This is a genomic window from Pseudomonas sp. BN515 (genome assembly GCF_029873155.1).
Lineage (GTDB): Bacteria > Pseudomonadota > Gammaproteobacteria > Pseudomonadales > Pseudomonadaceae > Metapseudomonas.
This window is the reverse complement of sequence record NZ_SSOH01000026.1, coordinates 15,226-36,893: the sequence shown is the minus strand read 5'-3', so window position 1 is coordinate 36,893 and position 21,668 is coordinate 15,226. Positions and strand designations below refer to the sequence as shown.

Sequence of the window (21,668 nt, the reverse complement as noted above, 5' to 3'; positions counted from 1 at the left end):
AGGGCGTGGATTGTCTAGGTACGGAACTGTGCGACCAGGTTCTGCAACTCGCCGCCCAGACGCGCCAGTTCGGCGCTGGAGGCGGCGGTCTGCTGGCTGGCGCTGGTGCTCTGTTCGCCGATGTCACGTACCCGGGTCACGCTTTCACTGATGTTTTCCGCCACCGAACTCTGTTCCTCGGCAGCGGCGGCGATCTGCTGGTTCATCTGCTCGATGGTGCTCACCGCCTGGGTGATGCGGGCCAGGGCATTACCTGCCTGTGCGGCCAGACCGACCGTGCGCTGGGTCAGGCTGCGACTGCTGTCCATTTGCTCCACCGCGCCCCTGGCCATGCGTTGCAAGCTGGCAATCAGGCCCTCGATTTCCTCGGTCGAGTCGTGGGTACGCCGCGCCAGCGCCCGCACCTCGTCAGCCACCACGGCGAAACCGCGCCCCTGGTCACCGGCCCGGGCGGCCTCGATGGCGGCATTGAGTGCCAGCAGGTTGGTCTGTTCGGCAACGCTGCGGATCACCTCCAGCACGCTGGTGATGCGGTCGCTCTCATGGTTCAGCGCGGCGATCGCCTCGGCCGAACGTTCGACTTCAGCCGCCAGCTCGCCGATCTGGCTCACTGCCTGCTGCACCACCTGGTTGCCCTGCTGCGCTTCATGATCGGCCTCGCGCGCCGCCAGCGAGGCCTCCTCGGCGTTCTGCGCCACCTCCTGCACCGTGGCGGCCATCTGGTGCATGGCGGCGGCGGCCTGGTCGGTTTCCAGCTTCTGGCTCTGTACCCCGGCGCTGGTCTGCGCAGTGACCGCCGATAGCTGCTCGGCCGCCGCGGCAATCTGCCCTACCCCGCCGCCGATACGGCCCACCAGGGTTCGCAGGTTGCCGGTCATGTCCTGCATCGACGCCATCAGCTGGCCCAGTTCGTCACGCCGCTGCAGCGGAATATCCTGGCTCAGGTCTCCCCCGGCGATTCGCTGGGCAACAACCACGCTCTGACGCAAGGGCCCGACGATCGAGCGGGAGATCAGCAAAGTGGCGAGCAGGCCGAGCACAACGGCGGCGACGCCCATGCCACCGAGCTGTATCAGTGCCCAGTCGCTGGCATCCGTCATGTGCTGCCGCTCCCGACGTTGCGCCGCCTCGGCAAGGTCCAGCACCGAGCGCGCCTGCTCGATCATCGCCTTCTCGCTGCCACGGCTCTGCTCGCGGATCTGCTGGTAAAGGCCGAAGGATTGCTGGTATCGGGCCAAGGCTTGCAATGCCGTGTCGATCACGGCCTTCTGCTCATCGGTCAATCCGGTCACCATGCTGTCGGCGACGCCGCGCAGGTCTTCGCAGACCAAGGCCCACTGCTTCAGAGCCTCGGCCGAGCCGTCGATGATGAACAGGGTCTCCTGAGTGCGCAGGTCGAACATGGACTTGCTCAGGCTCGAGGCGGTCTCCGCCAGACCAAGGGGGTCGTTACCGGAAACACGGTCGCTCTGCTGGAGCTGCTGGCGCACGCCGTCGTACATTTCCAGCTCGACCGCCTCGAACTGATCGCGGGCCTCGGCGGCGGCTTTACCCATGTCCTGCCGCGCGGCACGCGCCTTGCCCTGCAACTCGACATAGCTGCCGAATTGATTCAGGTACCCGGTCACCGCCTCCTGCATCTCCTGCACACGCGGCTGCCCGGAGGGCGCAGCGTCCTGCGCCAGACCGGCCAGTAGCTCCTGCACCCGGAGCAAACTCTCGCGCACCTGCCTGGCGCTCTCGGCGTTCTGCTCGACGGCGAAACTGCGCTCCAGCCGCCGCGCCTGCAGGATCTCCACATTCACCGCCGCCAACTGATCGACCTGGCGATGCCCTTGCAGCACCGCCTGGACCGCCAGGAAGCCGCTGACCGTGACCGCAACGGTGAGCAACAACACCAGGCCGAAACCACACAACAGCTTCTTGCCCACGGCAAGGTCTACGAACAGGCGGGTGGCGGCCTGTGACATGCGGGCAACTCCATTCTTGTTATTGGGATACTCCGGCCCCTGCCGGCGGGCGGGTGGCAGCTGATCGACCGGGCTGCCGCCGCCCGGATGCTAGGATCAAACGGACCGAAATAGCTTGGCTTTTCGCGCCAAGAATTTGATTTTCAGTGACACTCATGGCGCCTGGCGCGCAGGCCGGGACTGGCCACCTACAGCCTCACCGAGAACATCCAGCGGGTGCAGCCAGGCGAGATTGATTACGGCCTGGCTGTACCGTTCTCCACGATCGACAGTCCTGCGACATTCGATGCAGGCATGACCATCCCGCTGGATGGTTTTGAAAAATGGCGGAGGCCGTCTTCGAAATCGTGACAATACGGCTCGATTACTGGAGCACCGGCAGCTCGGTGTATTGACGGCTTCTGGTCGAAAACGGCCCGTCGTGAACGGCTTCAATCAGAATCGCTCGTTCGCAATGAATTCGAGCCAATCGAGCAAGTAGTCGACACCCGGCTGCCCGCGTTTAGCAGCAGAGCAAAGGCCGTAGTAGCTTTTCGCCGCCGGAACCGCGAGCTTCAGGGGCTGGATTAGACGGCCCTCCTCCAAGTCCTGGCGGGAGGTACTTTCGTCAGCCAGAGCCACGCCAAGGCCATCGCGAGCCGCTTGCAGAGCCATCTCGATATCCTCGAAATGGATATCGGCTCCACCTGGGTTTGTGCCGCCGACCGCTGCAAGCCATTGCTGCCACTGGTGTCCGTCGTCCTCGTGCAACAACCTGTGCTTGCGCAGATCGACCACGCTGCGGATTGCGTCAGAGCCTTTTGACAATCGCGGGTTGCAGACTGGCGGCTCCGGCGGTCACGTTCAATTCGCCAGCGGCGGCAGTGACACTGCCGAGTCGTGCGACGGACTCGAAAACCCTGAGGCTGTTGAGCGAAGGCAATGCCATGACGGTGCACCCTCGTGCGTCTTGCGAAAGTGGAAAAGGCCAGGAAGCCGGCCCCTGTGCAGGGCCGGTTTTCCATTCACTCAATCGCCGCCATCCGCCAGCAGGTGTTGTTTGACGGAAAGGCCGGCATGGCCCCAGTTTTCCGGATCGACCTCCTCGATCACGATGTGGGTCCACTCCGGGTTCTTGCCCAGGACCCGTTCCAGTGTGGCCGTGAAGCCATGTCCGGGTCGCTATTTGCCTCACCGATCATCATCAACCAACCCCAATCGGCCATCCTCGGCATCGGGGCTCTGGAAAAGCGTGTGGTGGTACGTGAAATCGACGGGGTGGAAAGCATTCAGGCACGACCGATGGCCTACGTATCGCTGACCATCGACCACAGGGTATTGGACGGCAGCCAGACCAATGCGTGGCTCAGCCGGTTCGTTGAGGTGATTCAGAACTGGCCCCAAGACGCCTGATCAGCACCGCGTGGCTTAGGGGGAATCGCAAGGATTCCCCCTATTTGAATGCCTCGATCAGAACAGTGCCCCTGCTTCTGATACGTTTCCAAGCCTGTGCTCACATGCTGGTGGCGCAGGCAAAGCAGGTGCTTCCAATCAATCGCCTATTCCGCCGCAGTATCGGCGGCAGCGTCTTGGACGAGTGCTTTTGGTTTCGAACGATTACGTCGTTCTTGCCCGCGCTGCCGCGAAGCTTGCCGTTTCGCATGCAGTGCTTGACTGGCCGTCACTGTGCCAGCTGCTTGACCGTTCAGGTCCAGGCGCGCCGCATTCTCGACCATGCTTGCCCAGTATCGAGTTCCGCGGCACCAGGCAGAGATCCCCAGTTTGAGCTGTTCGCTTGTTAAGCCCAGCAGCTCCAAATGCTGCTCAGCATCCTTGAAAATACCTTCCTTGAGCGGAACCTTGGGTGCCGGATTGACAGGAAAGGCCAAGGGGAAATGCTTCTGCAAACGCCAGATCGCTTCCAGCGCTGGGTCCTGGTCGCGAGACTTTGCTTGCGGGGTGGACTTTCGCGTGGCGGGCTTCGGGCTGGCAGTCTTTACCTGCTTGGCTTCAGCGCGCAGACGGTCACGTAGCTCGGCTAGTTGTTCAAAACCCATCGTTCAATTCACAGCTTCATGGTTGATTCGAGGCGCAAGGTTATCCCATGCAGCCTTTATGAGCACACATATCAGTCTCAGACTCAGCGGTTCCTCAATCATCAGCTTCGCTGAAGCACTGAACCGGCCCCAGTTATGTGCCCGTGGAGTGGGTGGCGCGCCGGCCGGGGCATACGGAAGCGACCACGGTGAAGAAACACTTCGGACGCTTAATCCCTTCGGATACCCGGAGCATGGCCGGCATGGTGTCACAGATGATGGGGTTCAGGCCTGATTCGGCCTAGGGCGTCCCCTGGCGGACTAGAAGGGGTCGATTTGGTCCTAATTTGGTCCTAAACCGGAATCCCAGAAAGCAAAAACCCCTGACTTCACTAGGAATATCAGGGGTTTGCTTGAATCGGAAAGTGGCGGTGAGGGAGGGATTCGAATCCTCCCAGTGCCAGCACAGCAAGGCCCATTATCGCACAACACATTGATATTTAAGGAGTTTAATCTAGTCGACTGCACTCTACTGCCCTTTGTCGCACTTCGTTTTCGACACTTTTTCGACACGGATTTCGAGTGCAGGCGCCCCTATGAAATTAGCGGGCGCTTCGGCTCCAGATGAAGACAACTACGCCTGGGTGGAGGTTGGAATCACCGCCAGCCGTGAGCACTTCATCGATGATGACAGAATGGATGATGAGTCCTTCGCAGCATGAATCATCGATCAGCCGGTTGAAGTTTTCGAGCCACTCATTGGCCTTTTGCTGGTTCTTTCGCTTTAAGCGGAGCGTGGCGAATACGATGCCCAAGGCTTCGTTACGAGGCCGCAGATACCGCTCCTCGATCGTCTCAGCCTCCGATTTGGCCAAGTCGATGATCGCGTCGATGTCGGCTTTCGTAACTGTCTCCAGATCCACCCATTTCTGCTTGGCCTCACAACGGTACTGAGTGCCGCCAGCCCTGAACCAGAGATCCCGACGCCCCTTGTAGTCGGAGGCATCCTCCCCTTCCTTGTCTGACGAATACTCTTCCAGGACCAGGTTATCGGTTGGATTTTCTCGCCACACCGCTCCTGCTAGTAACGAAACGTTGGTCCGCTCGTTGTAGAAGTAGCCCAGGTCGAACTCACCCCTCTCAAAATCGCAGTAATCCCTGGCGTATTGACGCTGAATCTCTTCAAATTTCTTCAAAATCCGTTCGATCACAATCTTTCTCCGTTGGGTTCATTGGTGCATCGCGAATGGCGCGACAACCTAGAGAGCTCGAAAAGCCGGCTTGAGGGGGCAATCATCAAAAAAACGCAGAAATACCTGCGGTCAGCTCAGCGGTCGATCAAGCCAAATCTCAAAGGCGGAGTGCCTTGGCCCGCTCGATCCTGGCCCTGCGCTCGGGCGAGTTGAGCGCATCCCAAAGATCATTGTGACGCTGCAGGTTTAGCCAGAACTCAGCGGAGTTCTCGAAGACCCGGGAAAGCATGAGTGCAATATCCACGGTAATTCGGCGGCGATTGTTGCACAGCTCGTTAACGAGCTTGCGCGGTACTCCCATCGCTTGAGCCAGGCACGTTTGAGTGAGGGCCATCGGCTTGAGGAACTCTTCCACGAGGATCTCACCAACGCTGACGGGCTTACGCTCACTTCTCATTTGTCAGCCTTCAAACGGATAGTTGATCCAGTGAGATGCACAGAGCCGACGCAATGCGCTCCAGCGCGTCCGCAGGAAGAGATGCTGCAGCCTCCCACTGGGAATAGGCGGACAAGCAAATGCCAAGGCGTTCGGCCACGTCCTCCTGAGTCATGCCCAAGTGTTCACGCCAAGCACGAATGGCGGTTGCGCCATTGACCAAGCGACTAACCACTTCATGAGGGATAAGGCTCTCAGGCTGCAGCAACAGCCTGTACCTCGATGGCCACACCCAGGTTGCGTCGGATCGCATCGAAGATGGCCGCAAGGTTGTCCATGCTGGGGTTGCCACTAGGGGACAACATCCGATGGAGGCTCTTGCTTGGTTTGGCCGTCTCTGCAGCAAGGCCTTCGAAGCCGACTGTTGCGTTGACCAGGTCACGCAGGATCAGACGCGCTGCTCCTGGTTCACCGTTGAGGAATAGCGACGCAGCTTCGTCGAGCAGTGCCTTGGCGAACTCGGGATCACGCTGTACGCGCTCAACAACGGTCTGTTTGAAGTCTCGTGTCAGGACCATTTCGATTCACCTCTTCTTTCCTGGCCTGGCTTTGACCAGGTCCGCTTTACGTGCCTTGTACTCGGCATGCAGATCCTTCGCTTTTCGGATGTCCGTGGGCTGGGTGGCCTTGGTCCCGCCGCCATACAGGACAATGAGTTTGTCGCCGTCCTGGGCCAGGTAGATCCGGTAACCAGGTCCCCAGTCGATGCGGTATTCGCCTATCCCATCGAACCACTTGATGTTCGAGGTATTGCCCAATTCCATTCGGATTTTGGCTGTGGCCACCTTGGCTGCAGCCTGGGCATGCAGGCTATCGAACCACTCCTTGTACGGGGAGGACTCGTCCTCCCGGATGTATTCAACGACGCTGAACATAGGTAAATAGTAACCTATACGTTACCAATTGAAAGAGGTGTGTGATGTGCGCTTAGGATCAGGCCGCCATCCCATACCTCACGTATCGCTCCTCTAGCTTCTTGGCGAGGTGCTTCTTGAGCCAGGTCCTGGACCTGCCCTTCTCGCGGTAGTACTCCTCCACCAGGTGGAAGATCGGCAACGTCTTGAGGGCTGCCCAGCAGGACGGGAAGTCCATGCGGTTACGGGCGAAGAGCGTGATGGCGTTGCCCAGCATCAGCTCTATGTTCTTTCCCGAGAAACCCCGGGCGGTCTTGTAGTAACGGCGGTAGACGAAGCGCTCCAGGGGCGTTTCAAAGCGGGATTCGGTCTGCAGGATGGTCCAGAGCGGGTCGCTGTAGCGCTTGTTGTGCATGAGCTTGAAGTTACCCAGGCCGTACTCGAACAGGCCCTGGAGGTGGTTAGCGAGTTCGGCGAAGGTGGACGAGTCCAGGATGTTGCCCCGGGCGTCGTGTGAGCCCTGGGCGAACTGTTCGACCACGGAGTGATGGAAGCGGAACTCGATGCGATAGACATCCTGGTCCGGGTCGTAGTTGGTCGGATCGGCCTCGAAGGGGTTATCGGAATCGCGCCAGCGGTTTTCCCAGTAGTCGAGCTTGTCGATGGCCCGGGCTTGGGTCGTCTTGTTGTAGAGGGCGCATTGCAGGGCGCCTGCAGAGCCGAACAGGAAGGATTGGCCACGGCTGTAGGTGGCAGCCATTTCGTCGAATTCGATGGAGCCGATGCCATCGAACTGGCGAACGTTGCGGGACTTGCAGCGCATCCTGGACACGAGGTCGGTAGATGGCTTCCAGCCCTGGAAGTCGACAGCCAGGTGCACGGCGCATTGACTGGCTTCGCACAGAGTGAGGATCTGTCGGGCGAGTTCATCAAGTAGCTGCTGCAGGACCTTCGCCGAGTGCTGTTCGATCAGGTGTGGACTGGCTTCGATCTTGAGGTGTGGCCCCGGGGAGTCTGCCTTGACGTTGAAGTTCTTGATCAGCAGGACCAGGCCAAGGTCTGCGTTCTGCAGCTTGTACTGGTAACCGGAGTCCCGCCCTACCCGTCCTGGATGCCACTGGTGACCCGCGAAGGTGACCAGGTCAGTCCCTTCGAACAAGGCGAAGATCTCCGGACGGATCACGCCACGGTAGAGCTGGCGAACCGTATCGACGTGGCAACCCAGGATGCTGAGCTTGCGCATGTCGATGAATGCCCCTGATTCAGGGTTCAGGAAGTAACGACCGGTAGGCGTCTCTTCAAAGACGCCACTCTCGTCGAAGTGGATCCGGATCAGGTCCTTTGCAGGTCTCATTTCAGTGTCCCTCTGTGGTGTTCTGTGTGATGCAGAAGATGTTTAAAGACGTGCTACAGGGACGTCTCCCGGCCCGCCCTGGCGCGGCCGAGCCCATCGCCGGCTGCGCCGACTCCCGGCTCGGCCGCGCTCAGGACGGGTAAAGCAAGGGGACGTACTGGATCACTCACCTTCACGCTGTCGGCGGCGCCATGGATGCGTGCGGTGAGCAGGACGACCAGGTTGGTGGTCCGCGTGCGGCTGCTGGTGGAGCGGAACAAGCCTCCCAGAAGCGGCACCTCGGAGAGGATCGGAACTGCCGTGACGGATCTGTCGGTTTGTTCCGAACGGAGGCCGCCGAGCAGCACGCCCTCCCCGTCCTGAAGCTGCACTCGGGTACTGATGCGCCGGGTGTTGGTGATGATGTCGGCGGCGGTCTTGTCGTCGGCCACGGTGGAGGCGGACTGGTTGACCTCCAGTTCGATGGCGTTGGCCGGGGTGATGAAGGGGGTGACCTCGAGGGTGACGCCCACATCCTGGCGGACGATGGTTTGGAACGGATCCGAAGCCGGGGTCGAGCCGCTGGTGGTCTGCCCGGTGATGAAGGGGACGTTCTGGCCGACGACGATGGAAGCCGGCTCGCGGTTCAAGGTGAGCAGCTGCGGCGTGGAGAGGATGCGGTTGTTGCCGGTGGCTTTGACCGCCTGCAGGAAGGCCGAGAGCGTCGGACCGGAGAAGGTCAGGCTGAAGCCGAGGTCGGTTTTGTCGGAGCCGCGCAGGCTGATCCCGCTGGCATCCACGCGCCTGGAGTCGAGGCCGACGTTGAGGCCCAGGGCTTCGAAGTCGTTGTCGGCCAGCTCGGCCACGACGGCAGTGATGATGACTTGGCGCCGAGGTCGGTCGATTTCCTTGACCACTTCGCGGATGACGTCGAGCTGGCCCCGGGTAGCGGTGACAATCAGTGCGTTGGAGGTGGGCGACGGGCTGACCATGCTCTGGTCGCGGTTGCTGTCCTGGTTGTCGCTCCGGGAGCTGAGGACATCCTTGACCGCCTGGTGGGCGAAGTCGGACTGCAGGTGCTGCAGCTGCACCACATCGGTGACCAGGTCCGGGGATTCCTCGACCGCTTGGGCGCTGATGCGCAAGGTGGAGGGCGTGCTGGAGAAGTGGAAGCCGGAGGCGATCACAGCGTTCTCCAGCAGTTGCTCCAGCTCCTTCGGGCCGCTGTAGGTGGCGAAGATGGACACCGGCGCCGTGCGGATGTCGGAGCCGACCACCACGGACTTCTTGAGTTGCTGGGCGGACCATTCGACGAAGTCCTGCAGGGTGGCGTCGTAGAGTTCGACGCGCTCGGCGGCACTGCTCAGGGGCACCTGCAGGGCGGCAATGAGGGCGAGCGATCGGGTGGGTATCCAGTCCATGGCGGGATCCTCTAGCGGAAGACGGAGTGGTAGTCGGCCTCACGGACCAGGAGGGCTTCGCGGGGGCCCCGGTCCTTGACGGTGATGCCTTTGGCGATGAGGTCGTCCTGGGCGATGCGTTGGCCCTGGCTGTCGCGGAAGACGTAGAGGGTGCTGCCGGCCAGCCGACCGTAGGTGGCGATGCGCAGTTCGCCGTATTCATCGGCCAACGGTTGGGTGGCTTCGGGGACCGGCGCCGGGGCGGCGGTTTGTTCCTGGACGACGGTGGCCGGCTGGGTGGTGAAGGCGATGGCACCGAAGATCGGCACGGCCAGCAGGAGCGCGCAGACGCTGCCGAGCAAGAAGGCATTCAGCACGCGGGTACGGCGGAAGAAGATACGGGTGGTGCGCATGAAGAACCTCCAGTTGCGCAGGGCTCGTGGAAGGCGGCGGCGCCAGTAGCCGGGCGGCAGCATGGAGTAGGAGCCTTTGTCGTAGCCCTCGTCGTACTCCTGGGTGGTGTCGTAGTAGTCGTAGAACTCTTCGCCGCGGTAGTACCAGTCATCCACCTTGGGCGAGTTGAACTTGGCGCCGTACTTGACGATGGCCTGGTGCAGTTTCGGCAGCCTGCCCTTCCAGCGACCGAGGGTGAGTAGCTGCAACGGCCAGCGAAACATGAAGGGGACCTTCAGGCGGTCCCAGCGGTTGATGTAGACGACGTGCTCGGCGATGGATTCGCGCACCTGCTTGTCGATGACGTTGACGTTCTGCACGCAGAGCCAGAGGTCCCAGCGGCGCTTGCGCAGGTACAGGAAGAACTTGAGCAGGTCGGAGCGGCCGCCCTGGTTCCAGTCGCGGGAGTTGAGCCAGACGCCGGCCTCGTCCAGGAAGATCCCGCCGAACATTTCTTCGTCGTAGGTTTCGTGGCCGACACCGAGGCCGCGCAGATCAGAGGCGGACGGCAGGTCGGGTAGGCGCACCAGCCGCGAGTAGGTGTTGTCGGGCTTGCACAGCTTGTTCATGAAGACGTCGACATTGATGGCGACGCGGCGGCGGGCTTTCAGGTACTTGAGGATCTGCATGACCAGCAGCAGGGTTTTGCCCGCGCCCAGCTTGCCGGTGACGATGTAAACGGCCATGGGCGCCTCAGGTGTGGATGAACTTTTCGGAGAGACGCGTCACCCAGAGGAAGATCAGCGATTTGATCTTGGCCACGACCAGGAGGGTGACGCAGAAGGACAGGTTGCTCGGCACGAACATGCGGCCGATTTCGAGCATCCAGGGCGGGCCGAGGTTGGCGATCTGGTCAAACAGCAGGCTCACCGCGAAGGCCAGGGCTTCGATGGCCGTACCAATGGCGACGATGACCAGCAGGAGGATGCCGACCTTCTTGAAGAACTTGGCGATGAAGCCCATGACGGGCGCGATGAGGGGGCCGAAGAAGCCCACCAGGAAGCGACCCAAGCCGCTGAACAGGCGCGGAAACAGGGTGCGCAGAAAGCCGATGATCCAGCCCATGGTCAGAAGCCTCCCTTGGCGGCCTTGGCGTCTTCCTGGCGCAGCGCGGCGTAGAGGATCTTCCAGAGGCCGATGACGGTGATGATCCAGATGACGTACTCAAGCAGCGGCTTGAGGCGGGTGAGCTCGCACACCGGCAGCACGAGCGAGGTGCGGTAGTCGCCCAGGGCGAAGTTGATGGTGTAGTTGGCACAGCCCATGGCCGAGGGCAGGACACGGTCCAGGACGTTGTTGAGGCCGACCTTGTAGCCGTCGGCACCGAACCACTCATCGGTCACGGTCTTCGGGAGGGCCTTGAGGGCGGCATCCACTTCGGCTTCGCGTTCGCCCAGGAGCTGGTCGGTCTGCTTGCCGATCTGCTCGGCCAGTGCGTCACCCGCGCCCTGCCCTGCCCCTTCGGCGTCGCCATCCGAGCCGGTGCCAGAGCCGTCGTATTCGTCACCGAACAGGCCGTCGAGCAGTTCGCCTAGCTGGCCCTGGATGCCATCGAGCAGGGAGTTGGTCTGGTCGATCTTCGGGCCGAGCTTTTCACCCAGTTCTTCGATGGCCTGATTGGTGGCGCCCTCATCGGAGCCCTGGGAGTTGCCACCCGTGCCGGTTGCGGGGCGGGGGTCGTTGCTGTCGTCGCCGTCGGCATTGCCGCCATTCTTGGGATGGTCGGAGGAGGATTCAGGGATCTGCTTGGTGGGGTCATTCGGGTCGTAGCAGACCTGTTTGCCGTTGAAGTAACCGCAGTTGCGGTTCGGCTTCTCGGCTTCCATGCAGCGGTAAGTGCCGTTGAAGTAGCCGCAACCGGGCTCTTCCTGGAAGCAGCCTTCAACGCCGTTGACCGTGCCGCAGCCGGGCTTCTTGGGGTCGAAGCAGGTTTCGACGCCATTGGCGGACACGCAGTTGGAGCCGGGGTCGTCGGGCTTGGGCTGGGAGCAGTCGTCACCGCTGCAGGTATCGGGAGCGGTGCCGTTGGATTCGCCAGAGCCGTAGAAGCTGCCGGTGCACTGGTAAGTCTGGTCTTCCAGGATGGAGACGCAGGACTTCTTGCCGCCTGCGGTGTACTTGCAGCCTTCGAAGACGACCTGGTCATCGCAGACGGCGAGCTTGAGGGTAGTGTTGTACTGGCAGGTCTGGGTGTTGAGGATTTCCTGGCCGGCAGTGGTGGTGCAGTCCCTGGGCGCCTCACAGATGCCAGACGTCGGGTCTAACGTCTCACCGGCATTACAGCTGCCCTTGTAGTTCATCGGTAGCGTGCTGCCTTCCTGACCGTCAAACCAGATGGTGCACCAGAAAGCTGGGGCAGCTCCGCTCACACTCCAGTTAGGTCGACGGTTGTTGGCAGCCCACCTCTGGCAGGAACCCTCGGGTGTCGCGGCATCCGTATAGCCATTTGCCCAGACCTGCCAAACCACCGCCGAATAAGCCAATTGCCCCCACACCATCAGTGTGAGGGCAACCAGAATGCGGATAGCCGTACGCATCTATCCGCGTCCTGCTTAGGCGCCAGCGGCGGAGAAGATGCGGCCGGCCAGCTTGAACAGGGCCACGCCGCCACGGATGACGCCGAACAGCACGGCGCCGGCGGCCATCAGCACGCCGAAGGCCTTGGCCAGGTCGGCGAAGACCTGGATCAGATCCGGCGGAACTTCGATGGCGGCGTTGGCCATGCCTGCGGTCATGGCGGCGGCGATGACGGTGTAGAGAACGGCATGCTTGATGCCCAGTGCTTTACCGACACTGGTGCCGTTCTGGTGGGCGATGGCGCCGGAGCGCACGGTGAGTTGCTTTTGCATGGGATGTTTTCCTTATGCAGTTGAGGCGTCGATGATTTCTTTCCAGCCGAGCCGGAACTGGCCCCAGGCGACGCCGACCCCGAGGGCCCCGACCATGAACCCAGCGAGAACCAGGTACTGCGCCCATGTGAGTGCCATACCGGTTACCTCTGGTGTCCGTGGATGAGTCCGAGGGCCATCAGTTGCAGCACCCCGGTTATGAATTGCAGGGCCCACAGGTCACCTAGGGTGATCTGGGCGAGCATGGTGTCGATGGTTGCCATGGGTTATGCCCTCCCTGGTGATCTGTGGGGCCGGGTCAGGCCGCAGCCTTGCCGGTTTGACCGGGCACCACGCCCAGCAGGTGCGGCTGGCTCTTGCCACCAGCAGCGCTGACGAGGGTGCAGAGGAATTTGATGGGGGTCGGTTTTTCGAGGCTGGAGGTCTGGTCGAAGACGCCGACGTCGGCGGTGACCTTCTGCACCAGGTAGCCACGGTTCTGTTCGCGTTCGGCCGCGCTGATAGGTTCGCGGGCGATGATGGCGGAGCAGTAGGTGCGCCCTTCAACGGTGACTTTTTTGACGTTGAGGCACAGGGCGGTGAGTTCGAATTGCATGGTGGTTCTCCTTCATGGCGTTTAGCCGTTGTGGCCGGCGGGTTAGTGCCGGGCCGGTTTCTTCCGTGTGGTGGGAGGTTTCGCTCCCTTGGGATCAGGCTCTGAGGTGGGGGGTCTTTACCCCTCACCCCGCGCATCCCCTTCGGTCTTGCTGCGGACCGTAGCCATCAGCCCCAGGGCCGCAAGGCACGCGCCTTCGGCGCTTTTCAGCCTTGCCCCCCTGTGTCTGCTGGCTCCTTTTGGTCCGCGACCGAAGGTGACGGCGACGGGGTGGGGGTAAAGGGATCGGTGCTGCTTGACAGCTCGTCAGGACAGCCCATCCGGACCCATTGCGTGAGCACGGCACCCGCCAGGGTCCAAAGGTCGGTGCCGCGTTGGTGTGCTTCGGTTTGGAGGGCCAGGTGTACCGAGCCGGGGGCGCTGACGTAGAAGCGTCGCTCCTTGTCCTCGATCTCGTTCTGGCGTGGTGGGATGGTGCTCATGGGGGCCATCGGGGTTCCCTCGTGTTATTCGGTTGTTGGCAGGATCAGTTCGCGCAGGGGCGCCGGGCGGATGCGCTCGGGCTGGGTGCGCAGGTCGGCCAGGAGGTCGGCGGGGATCTGCAGCGCGAAAAGGTCCGGTTGACTCGCGGGGCTGTGCTGCAGCGCGGCGAGGATCTGGTCCAGTTCCTGGACGGTGAAGATGCAGGGGTACTGAGCGCCCACTTCGCCTGCCGGAAACACGTCGCGGCGGGCCTGGAGGTGAGCGACCAGGGCCTTGCGCTCAGAAGAGGTCGGGCTGTTCATGGATTGCTCCTGGACGGGCCATGGGGACGTAGGGCGTGGGCGTGCCGCGCTCTTCGATGACGTACCAGTACTGCGGCGGCTTCTTGCGGCTGAAGTCGCAGCGGCAGGTGGCGGGCTGGACGATCCAGCGGCCGTCCAGCTGGTACACGCGGTGCGGCGTGCAGTGCGGGCCGTGGCCTTTGCCGCTGTGGGGCGCTTCGGGGCCGGCGAGTTCTGGGAAGCGCTCCAGGAGCGAGCAGCCCGGTTTGATGTGTTCGGGGGTGAGGCGGTATTGGGCGAGGGTCATTGGGCGCCCTCCCCTGTGTATCGGGCGGCAGTGCCGATGAGGTGGCCGTAGCCGTTGGCCTCGCACTGGCCGCGCATTTGTTCGTCGATCCAGGAGCCAGTGGTGGGCGGGACCTTGGGGCAGTCGGTTTCCAGGGCGCGGGGCTTGAGAACGGTGAGGATCAGCAGGATCGCGCCCACAGCCAGGAGCAGGATGAATTGGGTGCGGAAGTCGAAGATGAACATGGTCATGCCTCCAGCAGCCACACCATGAGGTGGCCGTAGATGGCGCCAAGCGGGGCCAACAGAGCGAAGGCCGCCACGGCGGCGAAGAACATGGTTGCGGTGCGGTACCAGCGGGGCTTTCCGGCGTGGGCTTCGTGCTCATAGAGGACGAAGGCGATGGCACCCATCGCGCCGAACAGGCAGGCCGGGAGCAGGACGTGGGCGGACATCAGAAGTCCTCCTGCTCCAGGAGCTGCTTCACCACCAGGGCGACGTTGACCATGCGGTGGCGGCCCATGCGCACGGTGGGCAGGTAGCCCTTGTCGCACCATCCCCGCACGTGTTGCTGCTTGTCTTCCATGCCGATCCACACGGCGAACTGGCGCCAGGGCATGAGGGGTGGGCAGTTAATGAATTGGCCAGCTTTGAGGTCGTCTACTTCCATGTCCATGCACATTCCTGCACTATATTTGCTTGGTAGAAATCACTTAGTAGTGAGTAATATCTACCAAGCAAACTACCCCGGATGAACAGCCTTGTAAATCCTACTGAGTAGATATTTTTTAATGATAAAAGACAGATTGATTAGTCTTTTCAATAGGCAACGAACCACGACTTGGTTCGAGAAACAGACGGGAATTGATCGCTACCGCTGGCAAAACGTGCGGAATGGAAAGGCGCGCCTATCAGACGCCGAGATCGAGGCAATCGTGTTGCTCTTCCCTCAGTACGCCTACTGGCTCGTGACTGGAAATGTTGCTCCCGAAATAGGCCAGGTCAGCCCGGACTATGAAGCGAGCCAAACTCAAGTGGTCAAAGCATGAGATAGAAATCACTAACTAATCTGCTAGGGAACAGCATTTCCAACATAACTAATAACCCACTCTATTACAGCCTTTGATTAAAGACTCATGACCGAACTGATCGACACTAGTCTTGAGAAAAACCTGAGCACCACCAAACTCGAAGCTGTCGAGATTGGCACTAAAGATATAGCCCCCTTAAGAAAACCAAGAACAAAGATTATTAAAGCAATTGACCTATTTGCTGGGGCTGGGGGCTTTTCACTTGGCGCAATTAAAGCAGGAGTCAAGATAGCGGGAGCACTAGAAATAAATGCTAATGCGGCCAAAACATACGCAGAAAACATAAGAAATAGAAATGGAAAACCTGTCCCCTTGATCAATGGAGATATCCTTCCATTGAAGCCAGCGGAGGCATTGAAGGCCTGGAAAATCAAGCCTAGCCAGTGCGACATTATAATCGGAGGCCCGCCATGCCAAGGGTTCTCAACACACAGAATAAATGACAGCGGCGTCGACGACCCAAGAAACCGCTTACTCGGTAGATATTTTGAGTACGTAGCAGAAATCAGGCCAAGATTTTTCTTGGTTGAGAATGTCCCAGGGTTATTATGGCCCCGTCACGCTGACTACTTAAAGAAGTTTTATGAGATGGGCGAAGCTGAGGGATATTATATCCACCAACCCATTACGTTAAATGCGTGCGACTTTGGTGTCCCCCAGAACAGAAAAAGAGTTTTCATTCTTGGAATTGACAAGCACAGGCCAATAGAAATTAGCTGGCCCCCTGAAAGCTCTCACACCTCCCCCTTTGCGTCTAATAAAAACGTAAAGAAAAAACCGACCTGGTTAACAGCTGCAAGCGCATTTCTGCCCGTAGAAAACTTCGATCCAAATAATATACATATGAATCACTCCCCAGAACTAGTTGATCTGTTCCAGCGAACACCGATTAACGGGGGTAGCCGTGCACAAGCGGGAAGAGTGCTAGAGTGCCATAAGTCTCATGACGGTCACTATGACGTATATGGGCGAATTGACCCGAGAAAGCCTGCCCCGACGATGACGACAGCCTGCATCAACCCTTCCAAAGGAAGATTCGTTCATCCAACCGAAAACCATGGAATCACGCTTCGCCAAGCAGCGCGACTTCAAACATTCCCCGACAACTTCATATTCTATGGAGGACTCATGTCAGCTGGAGAGCAAATAGGGAATGCTGTTCCGGTTACTTTAGCAGAAGCAATTCTAAAACATATTGTCTCTGCAATAAAAACAGAAACCAATGCAAAGAATCATAAAGGATAAGGAACATCAAAAATTATCTCGCGCTGCGAGCAAGAAGACTCGCAGCGAGATAATGTCAGCCATAAGAGACAAAAACACACTACCAGAATTAAAAGTACGATCAGCTCTGTACAGTGCAGGATTTCGCTTCAGAATACACGACAATAGGCTACCAGGAACTCCGGATATCGTACTAAAAAAATGGAAGTGCATCATTTTTGTCCATGGATGCTTCTGGCATCAGCACCCGGGATGTAAACGATCAAAGCGCCCAGCTTCCAATACTGATTTCTGGAACGACAAACTGGATAAAAACATAGCAAGAGACAAACAAAACCAATGCAAACTAGAAACTCTTGGCTGGAAAGTATTAGTCCTGTGGGAATGCCAACTAAAGGAAAGAAACTGGCTGGACGGCATTATAACATTGATAGCCACCCAGCCAGCACTCACGCTTCCAGATTCACAAAATCCACACCAATCCTAGATTTCTGAAATCCTGACTCCGCCAGAAATTTACTTGCATACTCAGTTCTTAAAATCGCCAAAGCCTCAAAATCCAACGAATTCATAACAGGAGCAGCATCACCCGAACTGCTTACTGAGAATCCACTAAAGCGTGCTGCCTGTACCGCACCCTGGTTTGCTACAAAGAGAACTTCCATCTTCATCTGACGAGAAACTTCATCCGTCACTTCAAACGCAACTGGCTGATCATCCACACATATAAAAATATGGCGCCCCTGTGTTGCAGTCTTCAAACGCTCGCCGATTACAGTTCTATCTCTTATTAAACTTAATCTGACAGCGTTAATTGGGCGATAGGGATGCAGATCACCATCCCACCCCCCTGAATTCTGACCCGGCACGAGATCACATGCGGGAGTAGCACAGATCCAATATGATGGTTGAGCGCCTCTAAAAGATCTAAAGATCACACCTGTCGTAATATGCCCATCAACAAAAGAATCAGAGCAAAGATGCTCGTTCAAGGCATGGTAGGCAAATTCATTACCAATCAGAGCCGGTACCATTGCCATAGATCTTGCGATCTCAACTGGAGTTCCTACAGTACCGTGGAATAACTCCAGACCAAAATCGCTAGTTTTCTGATCAACGTTATGAATTAGACGCTCAAAAAGCCTACTGTATAGCTCATTTATATATTTTCTTCGCTCTAAATCAGAATCTGCCAGCAAAACTCTTAAGAGCCATCCCGCTTGTCGCCTTGGGGTATCTAAAACCTTCTCGTCTGCAAGTGTACCGAACCTCCCCAAAGCCGCTCGCGCATAAATCATCAAAACACGCAAGGGACTAGGGTTCCAGCCTATTAGAGCCTCCTCCAGCCTATCTACCAAAACTTCCGGCGGCTCTTCTTTATTTACAACAACGGCAAATAAATTCCCTTTCGACAACCATTTAGGCCCATCCGCCTTGCCGAAACTAGATTCTATTTTTCCAGATGAAGAACGAGAACTCAAAATACTAGGAGAAAACTTAGAACCTAGACTCTCATCACAAATGAAATTAATAATTCCATTTTGCAATCCGCCATCTAAAATATCTGCCCCACGCAATATGGACCGCAGCTCATTCGCCTCACCATTAGGCCGCTTCCCCTGTAGAAAATTAAAAACAACCTCCCTTGAAAGCGCTCTCTTTAGACTTTCATAAACATCTTCATCTAAGTCATCCAATGCAGTACTGGCAGCTTCTCTTTCCGCCTCAGTTATCCATCCTCCTCCGAGGCTATATGCGACATCCCCAACCACTTCGACAGGATTTGCGCCGGTATAAATTATGACTAAGTTAAAATGCAGAGAGGCCGATAACTCCTGAAGTATAGATATTGCTTTGTCTGGGTTATCTGGCTTACTAGGATCCAAATGAAAATCAAGAACCAAAAGATCAGATTGCCCTAGGTGTTTGTCTCGTTCAAACTTTTCAGCAACTCGAACGGAGTTCTCCACATCACAAAGCCAACCGTTATTTCGGCAAATGTTCTGTAGACTTCCCGCTCTTCCAGGGTCAAACCCACTGAGAGATCCACCCTCAACCAACTGATGATAGGTCGGAAACTCATCATCTAGAAGCAGAGCAAAGCGAATTGGAGAAATGAAAGCTTCTTTAATCAACTTTGGAGAGACGTTATGCATCGAATCCATTCCGCAAAGAAATCACAAAGTTCGCGCCGGGCAAAATCCGGTACCGCTCATCTACAGCATATTCGATAGTATGACCGCCAGCCGCTAGAGTTTGCCGGCAAAGATATAAACCAACGCCTCTACCCCGAATACGCCGACTAAAGAACAACTCAAACAAACTACTCACATCATCTGAATCTATACCAGGCCCAGAATCACTAAGCACAATCTTTCCGAAAGAAACTGACAGACAGATAGTCTTCTGCGCTGAATCAGCCACCCAGTATAGAGAGTTATTAATGAGATTTATAAATACAGGATAGACTCTGGAGGGAAACTCGTTAAATGCAATCCGCTTAAATTCTTCGGATGCGACAAAATCAACACCGCTTTCTTGGATCTGACTTCTAAAGAACCCTCGCAGATACTCTTCGATATCAGCCCCAGTTATTCTCTGCCTTATATCGGATCCGGAAAGCTGCATTTGCGACAAGAATCGCAAGCGATCGACAAGCTCTTCCCTAGCCCACTCTGCCTCTTTAAACTGACTAGACTCTTTAATCGATTCCGGTAAAGAATTTAAACTATTTCTTAGCCGACGATCCAATGAGTGAAGTTCATGACCAAGAATTTCTACACTTATACCGATCTGTGCTAACCCTTGAATTTGTTCAAGCCGTGTCTCTAGAGTTTCCGTCCGCGCCCCTGAATAAGCAAAAGCACTGTCAAGATCCTTCCCTTCAGAAAGCAACTTTATGCTACGAAAATATGGTTCATATACGTCAGAAAACTCAATATTGAACCTATCTCGAATGTTATCCATCTCATCCAGTACAGTGCGCAGCGGTGTTCTGCCCAACTCCAAGTCCAACAACAAAGGAGCTGCAGTCTTGTAAAACTCTTTATGATCAGCATCTACTCTTTCATTTATTCTATCTTGTTCAAGCTTAAGAATATCTAAAATAACTCTCCGCCAACGAGAGAGCCTATCACTAATGAATTTTTGGTTACTACCTAACCTAGAGCGAGCTACATCGATAGATGGTTTCGCGTTGAGCCGCTCAGTCTCGATCGCCCAGTGGCTTTTCACCTCATCAACACGCGCAGCCATTGCAGCGAACCGATCTCTATACTCACGGTACTTATCTTCAAATCTACCTAACCTTTTAGGTTTAGGTGGTAATCGCAGCAATGACTTTCTATTTTGTGCTTCATCGACCCGGGAAGAAAGCAACCACAATGCATCAACATTCTCATCTCGAACAATACCCTGCAGATCAATCCATAGCTCTTCAGCCTCAGTATATGCAGCTTCCAAATCAGAAAGCTGAGACTTAAGAGCTCTTTTGAACTCACTGAGTTGACCACTTCTTAAGGCCTTCGCCTTGGCCTCTGCGGCTGCGTTTTCTGCTTCAACGCCGGGAAGAAGTTCCTGTCTAACTGTCGAGTCAGTGCCGAAATATTTTCTTGCCGTTGCTTTCAGAAGATCGATCATCAATATCTGCATTGCCCGGCATGCAGTATTATCAATCAATCCTTCCCGACCTGCTTTATCTCTAAGATTAGGATTATCCTCCCTGGTGATTGCTATCCGTCCAAACATACGCCTACTAGCCCAGAATTCACGACCAGCATGAAACTGCCTTCTTTCCTCTATCTTAAAGAAATCATTTTCTGGCCTGCCATATGGCATGACCCGCAGCCCATCTCTATAAATATTTAGACCTGAGTGACTTTCAGCGCGCAGTTCTACTTTTGAATGAACAGCAGGATCAAGCGTGCTGTTTTTCGGCACAACTTCGAATGCACCTATGCATATAGAAAATGGTCCTACTCTGTCGCGCGCAGAGGTCGGAACAGTTTGAGCAGGAATCAGCTCAACATCCCCCAACTCCTCGCCAAAAGCTCTAACCCGACCTCTAAAAACACCGTACTCGTCTATGCTTCCTTCTATGCAATGATCCAAGCTTCTTAGAAAATCAATTCCATAGCCACTTTCACTACCTACCACAACCCTTTCATCACCGCGAGAATGCAAAACGACTTTATAATCAAGAACGTCGGCATCCTTCTTACCGTCTTCTATTGAAAGCTCCGGGGCGTTCGACTTCTCAGTGTAGGGATCCGAGAACCCAGAGAGAGTTCTAATCAGCGAAGCCTTCACTGATTGCACTTCGTCTGACGAGGCTGATTCTCCCTCCAAAGTCCACGCAGATAAAGCCGGATTAATTTCGGTCATAATCAATGCTGTACCGCATTGATTATCCGTAAAACTGGCCTTCCAGCCGTCCAAGTAGTCAGAAGCAGAAAAATCCCACTCGCCTATCGCGCGGATCTGTTCGGAAATCAGGTCAGGAAAAAGGCTTTTGGCAGATTGGACATCGTCGAACTCTTTCCAGGCGGCACGAAGCCGTAAAGTCCGCTCAACTGGACCAGCCGAACCATCTAAATTCTCTACCAACTCGGCTTTCATATTAGGCAGCAGTCTTTCAAGCTCTATGATGCTCTCGAACTCAACTACTGGAAGCTTTACGTCCTGGAGAAGAAGATATGGATTTTCGAATATCCTCCAATCTATCAAGCAACCTACAAAATTTTCATCGACCTGTTTTGAAATAACCAACACAACAGATCCAAGAGCAGCGACAGAAAGTCGACCAATTCCCTTTTGCCCTTGTTTAGGCCTCAAAGAAAGCCCCTGCCTCAACTCGAGAGGCACCTCATCGTTCCCAGCCTTTGATTCAGTCCCTACTACTAGCCATTTTTCAATGAACTGCTTTTTTGACATCCCATGGCCGTCGTCCATGATGACAGCCACTGGCTTTCCCTCACCATAAATATGAAGCGATACTTCACGTGCGTATGCGTCATAAGCATTCTTCCACAACTCGCTTACTGCCGTCGGGACATCAGCAATTTGCTCTCGACCTAGATGGTCGATCGTGCGAGCCCTAGTTTGAAATGAAACGGATTCAGTCATTATGTAGCCGCTCAAATAATCC

Annotated in this window: 26 protein-coding genes and 1 pseudogene; 4 read left to right on the top strand and 23 right to left on the bottom strand. The window is 56.7% G+C overall.

Annotation, left to right across the window (positions count from 1 at the left end; all coding sequences use genetic code 11):
- Positions 1–14: 14 nt before the first annotated feature.
- The 4 genes and pseudogenes from E8E91_RS07280 to E8E91_RS07265 all read right to left on the bottom strand — a co-directional run.
- Positions 15–1,970 carry a methyl-accepting chemotaxis protein gene (locus tag E8E91_RS07280; protein ID WP_280375192.1) on the bottom strand — a complete coding sequence of 652 codons (1,956 nt, stop codon included), beginning with the start codon at positions 1,968–1,970 and terminating at the stop codon, positions 15–17.
- Positions 1,971–2,405: 435 nt separating this feature from the next.
- The gene (locus E8E91_RS07275; RefSeq protein WP_348532212.1) at positions 2,406–2,747 is read right to left on the bottom strand and encodes a LysR substrate-binding domain-containing protein; all 342 of its coding nucleotides are present in this window, start codon (positions 2,745–2,747) and stop codon (positions 2,406–2,408) included.
- 13 nt (positions 2,748–2,760) lie between these two features.
- Positions 2,761–2,898 (bottom strand): LysR family transcriptional regulator, encoded by a 138-nt coding sequence (locus E8E91_RS07270; protein WP_280375190.1) that lies wholly within the window; start codon positions 2,896–2,898, stop codon positions 2,761–2,763.
- A gap of 80 nt (positions 2,899–2,978) precedes the next feature.
- Positions 2,979–3,113 (bottom strand): annotated as a pseudogene (locus E8E91_RS07265) (tautomerase family protein); the annotation flags it as partial.
- Positions 3,114–3,119: 6 nt separating this feature from the next.
- On the opposite strand from E8E91_RS07265, the gene E8E91_RS07260 reads away from it, so the two are divergent.
- Positions 3,120–3,362, top strand: coding sequence for a 2-oxo acid dehydrogenase subunit E2 (locus tag E8E91_RS07260; RefSeq protein WP_280375221.1), 243 nt, complete (start codon positions 3,120–3,122; stop codon positions 3,360–3,362).
- A 146-nt stretch (positions 3,363–3,508) separates the two neighbouring features.
- On the opposite strand, the gene E8E91_RS07255 is transcribed toward E8E91_RS07260, so the two are convergent.
- The 17 genes from E8E91_RS07255 to E8E91_RS07170 form a co-directional block, all read right to left on the bottom strand.
- Complete coding sequence (locus tag E8E91_RS07255) at positions 3,509–4,006, bottom strand: ProQ/FinO family protein (RefSeq protein WP_280365937.1); 498 nt, start codon at positions 4,004–4,006, stop codon at positions 3,509–3,511.
- Positions 4,007–4,587: 581 nt separating this feature from the next.
- Positions 4,588–5,196 carry a hypothetical protein gene (locus tag E8E91_RS07245; RefSeq protein WP_280375189.1) on the bottom strand — a complete coding sequence of 203 codons (609 nt, stop codon included), beginning with the start codon at positions 5,194–5,196 and terminating at the stop codon, positions 4,588–4,590.
- Positions 5,197–5,335: 139 nt separating this feature from the next.
- Positions 5,336–5,635, bottom strand: a complete 300-nt coding sequence (locus E8E91_RS07240; protein ID WP_280375188.1) for a HigA family addiction module antitoxin — start codon at positions 5,633–5,635, stop codon at positions 5,336–5,338.
- Positions 5,636–5,868: 233 nt separating this feature from the next.
- A complete protein-coding gene (locus tag E8E91_RS07235) occupies positions 5,869–6,192 on the bottom strand; it encodes a transcriptional regulator (protein WP_280375187.1) in 324 nt (107 codons plus the stop codon).
- Between the two features lie 6 nt (positions 6,193–6,198).
- Entirely contained in the window at positions 6,199–6,549 is a 351-nt protein-coding gene (locus E8E91_RS07230) for a type II toxin-antitoxin system RelE/ParE family toxin (RefSeq protein WP_280375186.1), read from the bottom strand.
- A 58-nt stretch (positions 6,550–6,607) separates the two neighbouring features.
- Positions 6,608–7,882, bottom strand: coding sequence for a hypothetical protein (locus E8E91_RS07225; RefSeq protein WP_280375185.1), 1,275 nt, complete (start codon positions 7,880–7,882; stop codon positions 6,608–6,610).
- A gap of 53 nt (positions 7,883–7,935) precedes the next feature.
- A complete protein-coding gene (locus E8E91_RS07220; protein WP_280375184.1) occupies positions 7,936–9,282 on the bottom strand; it encodes a secretin N-terminal domain-containing protein in 1,347 nt (448 codons plus the stop codon).
- Between the two features lie 11 nt (positions 9,283–9,293).
- On the bottom strand, positions 9,294–10,400 hold the full coding sequence (locus E8E91_RS07215; protein ID WP_280375183.1) for a zonular occludens toxin domain-containing protein: 1,107 nt from the start codon (positions 10,398–10,400) through the stop codon (positions 9,294–9,296).
- 7 nt (positions 10,401–10,407) lie between these two features.
- Positions 10,408–10,779, bottom strand: a complete 372-nt coding sequence (locus tag E8E91_RS07210; RefSeq protein WP_280375182.1) for a hypothetical protein — start codon at positions 10,777–10,779, stop codon at positions 10,408–10,410.
- Between the two features lie 2 nt (positions 10,780–10,781).
- Entirely contained in the window at positions 10,782–12,083 is a 1,302-nt protein-coding gene (locus E8E91_RS07205; protein ID WP_280375181.1) for a hypothetical protein, read from the bottom strand.
- Positions 12,084–12,266: 183 nt separating this feature from the next.
- Positions 12,267–12,563, bottom strand: coding sequence for a hypothetical protein (locus E8E91_RS07200; protein ID WP_280375180.1), 297 nt, complete (start codon positions 12,561–12,563; stop codon positions 12,267–12,269).
- A gap of 298 nt (positions 12,564–12,861) precedes the next feature.
- Entirely contained in the window at positions 12,862–13,158 is a 297-nt protein-coding gene (locus E8E91_RS07195; protein WP_271471301.1) for a hypothetical protein, read from the bottom strand.
- Positions 13,159–13,664: 506 nt separating this feature from the next.
- Complete coding sequence (locus E8E91_RS07190; protein WP_280375179.1) at positions 13,665–13,943, bottom strand: hypothetical protein; 279 nt, start codon at positions 13,941–13,943, stop codon at positions 13,665–13,667.
- On the bottom strand, positions 13,921–14,229 hold the full coding sequence (locus E8E91_RS07185; protein ID WP_280375178.1) for a DUF5447 family protein: 309 nt from the start codon (positions 14,227–14,229) through the stop codon (positions 13,921–13,923). The genes E8E91_RS07190 and E8E91_RS07185 overlap by 23 nt, the downstream gene beginning before the upstream one ends.
- On the bottom strand, positions 14,226–14,453 hold the full coding sequence (locus tag E8E91_RS07180; RefSeq protein ID WP_280375177.1) for a hypothetical protein: 228 nt from the start codon (positions 14,451–14,453) through the stop codon (positions 14,226–14,228). Before E8E91_RS07180 ends, E8E91_RS07185 begins: the two co-directional genes overlap by 4 nt.
- A gap of 2 nt (positions 14,454–14,455) precedes the next feature.
- The gene (locus E8E91_RS07175; protein WP_280375176.1) at positions 14,456–14,662 is read right to left on the bottom strand and encodes a hypothetical protein; all 207 of its coding nucleotides are present in this window, start codon (positions 14,660–14,662) and stop codon (positions 14,456–14,458) included.
- Positions 14,662–14,883: a DNA-binding protein gene (locus E8E91_RS07170; RefSeq protein ID WP_348532210.1), complete on the bottom strand. Its 222-nt coding sequence runs from the start codon at positions 14,881–14,883 to the stop codon at positions 14,662–14,664. The genes E8E91_RS07175 and E8E91_RS07170 overlap by 1 nt, the downstream gene beginning before the upstream one ends.
- A gap of 115 nt (positions 14,884–14,998) precedes the next feature.
- On the opposite strand from E8E91_RS07170, the gene E8E91_RS07165 reads away from it, so the two are divergent.
- From E8E91_RS07165 to E8E91_RS07155, 3 genes are all read left to right on the top strand, one after another.
- Entirely contained in the window at positions 14,999–15,256 is a 258-nt protein-coding gene (locus E8E91_RS07165) for a DNA-binding protein (RefSeq protein WP_280375175.1), read from the top strand.
- 87 nt (positions 15,257–15,343) lie between these two features.
- Positions 15,344–16,543, top strand: coding sequence for a DNA cytosine methyltransferase (locus E8E91_RS07160; RefSeq protein WP_280375174.1), 1,200 nt, complete (start codon positions 15,344–15,346; stop codon positions 16,541–16,543).
- Positions 16,521–17,009, top strand: a complete 489-nt coding sequence (locus tag E8E91_RS07155) for a very short patch repair endonuclease (RefSeq protein ID WP_280375173.1) — start codon at positions 16,521–16,523, stop codon at positions 17,007–17,009. The genes E8E91_RS07160 and E8E91_RS07155 overlap by 23 nt, the downstream gene beginning before the upstream one ends.
- On the opposite strand, the gene E8E91_RS07150 is transcribed toward E8E91_RS07155, so the two are convergent.
- Both E8E91_RS07150 and E8E91_RS07145 read right to left on the bottom strand, forming a co-directional pair.
- Complete coding sequence (locus tag E8E91_RS07150; protein ID WP_280375172.1) at positions 16,972–18,678, bottom strand: response regulator receiver domain; 1,707 nt, start codon at positions 18,676–18,678, stop codon at positions 16,972–16,974. The genes E8E91_RS07155 and E8E91_RS07150 overlap by 38 nt on opposite strands.
- Entirely contained in the window at positions 18,671–21,646 is a 2,976-nt protein-coding gene (locus tag E8E91_RS07145) for an ATP-binding protein (protein ID WP_280375171.1), read from the bottom strand. The genes E8E91_RS07150 and E8E91_RS07145 overlap by 8 nt, the downstream gene beginning before the upstream one ends.
- Between the last annotated feature and the right edge of the window lie 22 nt (positions 21,647–21,668).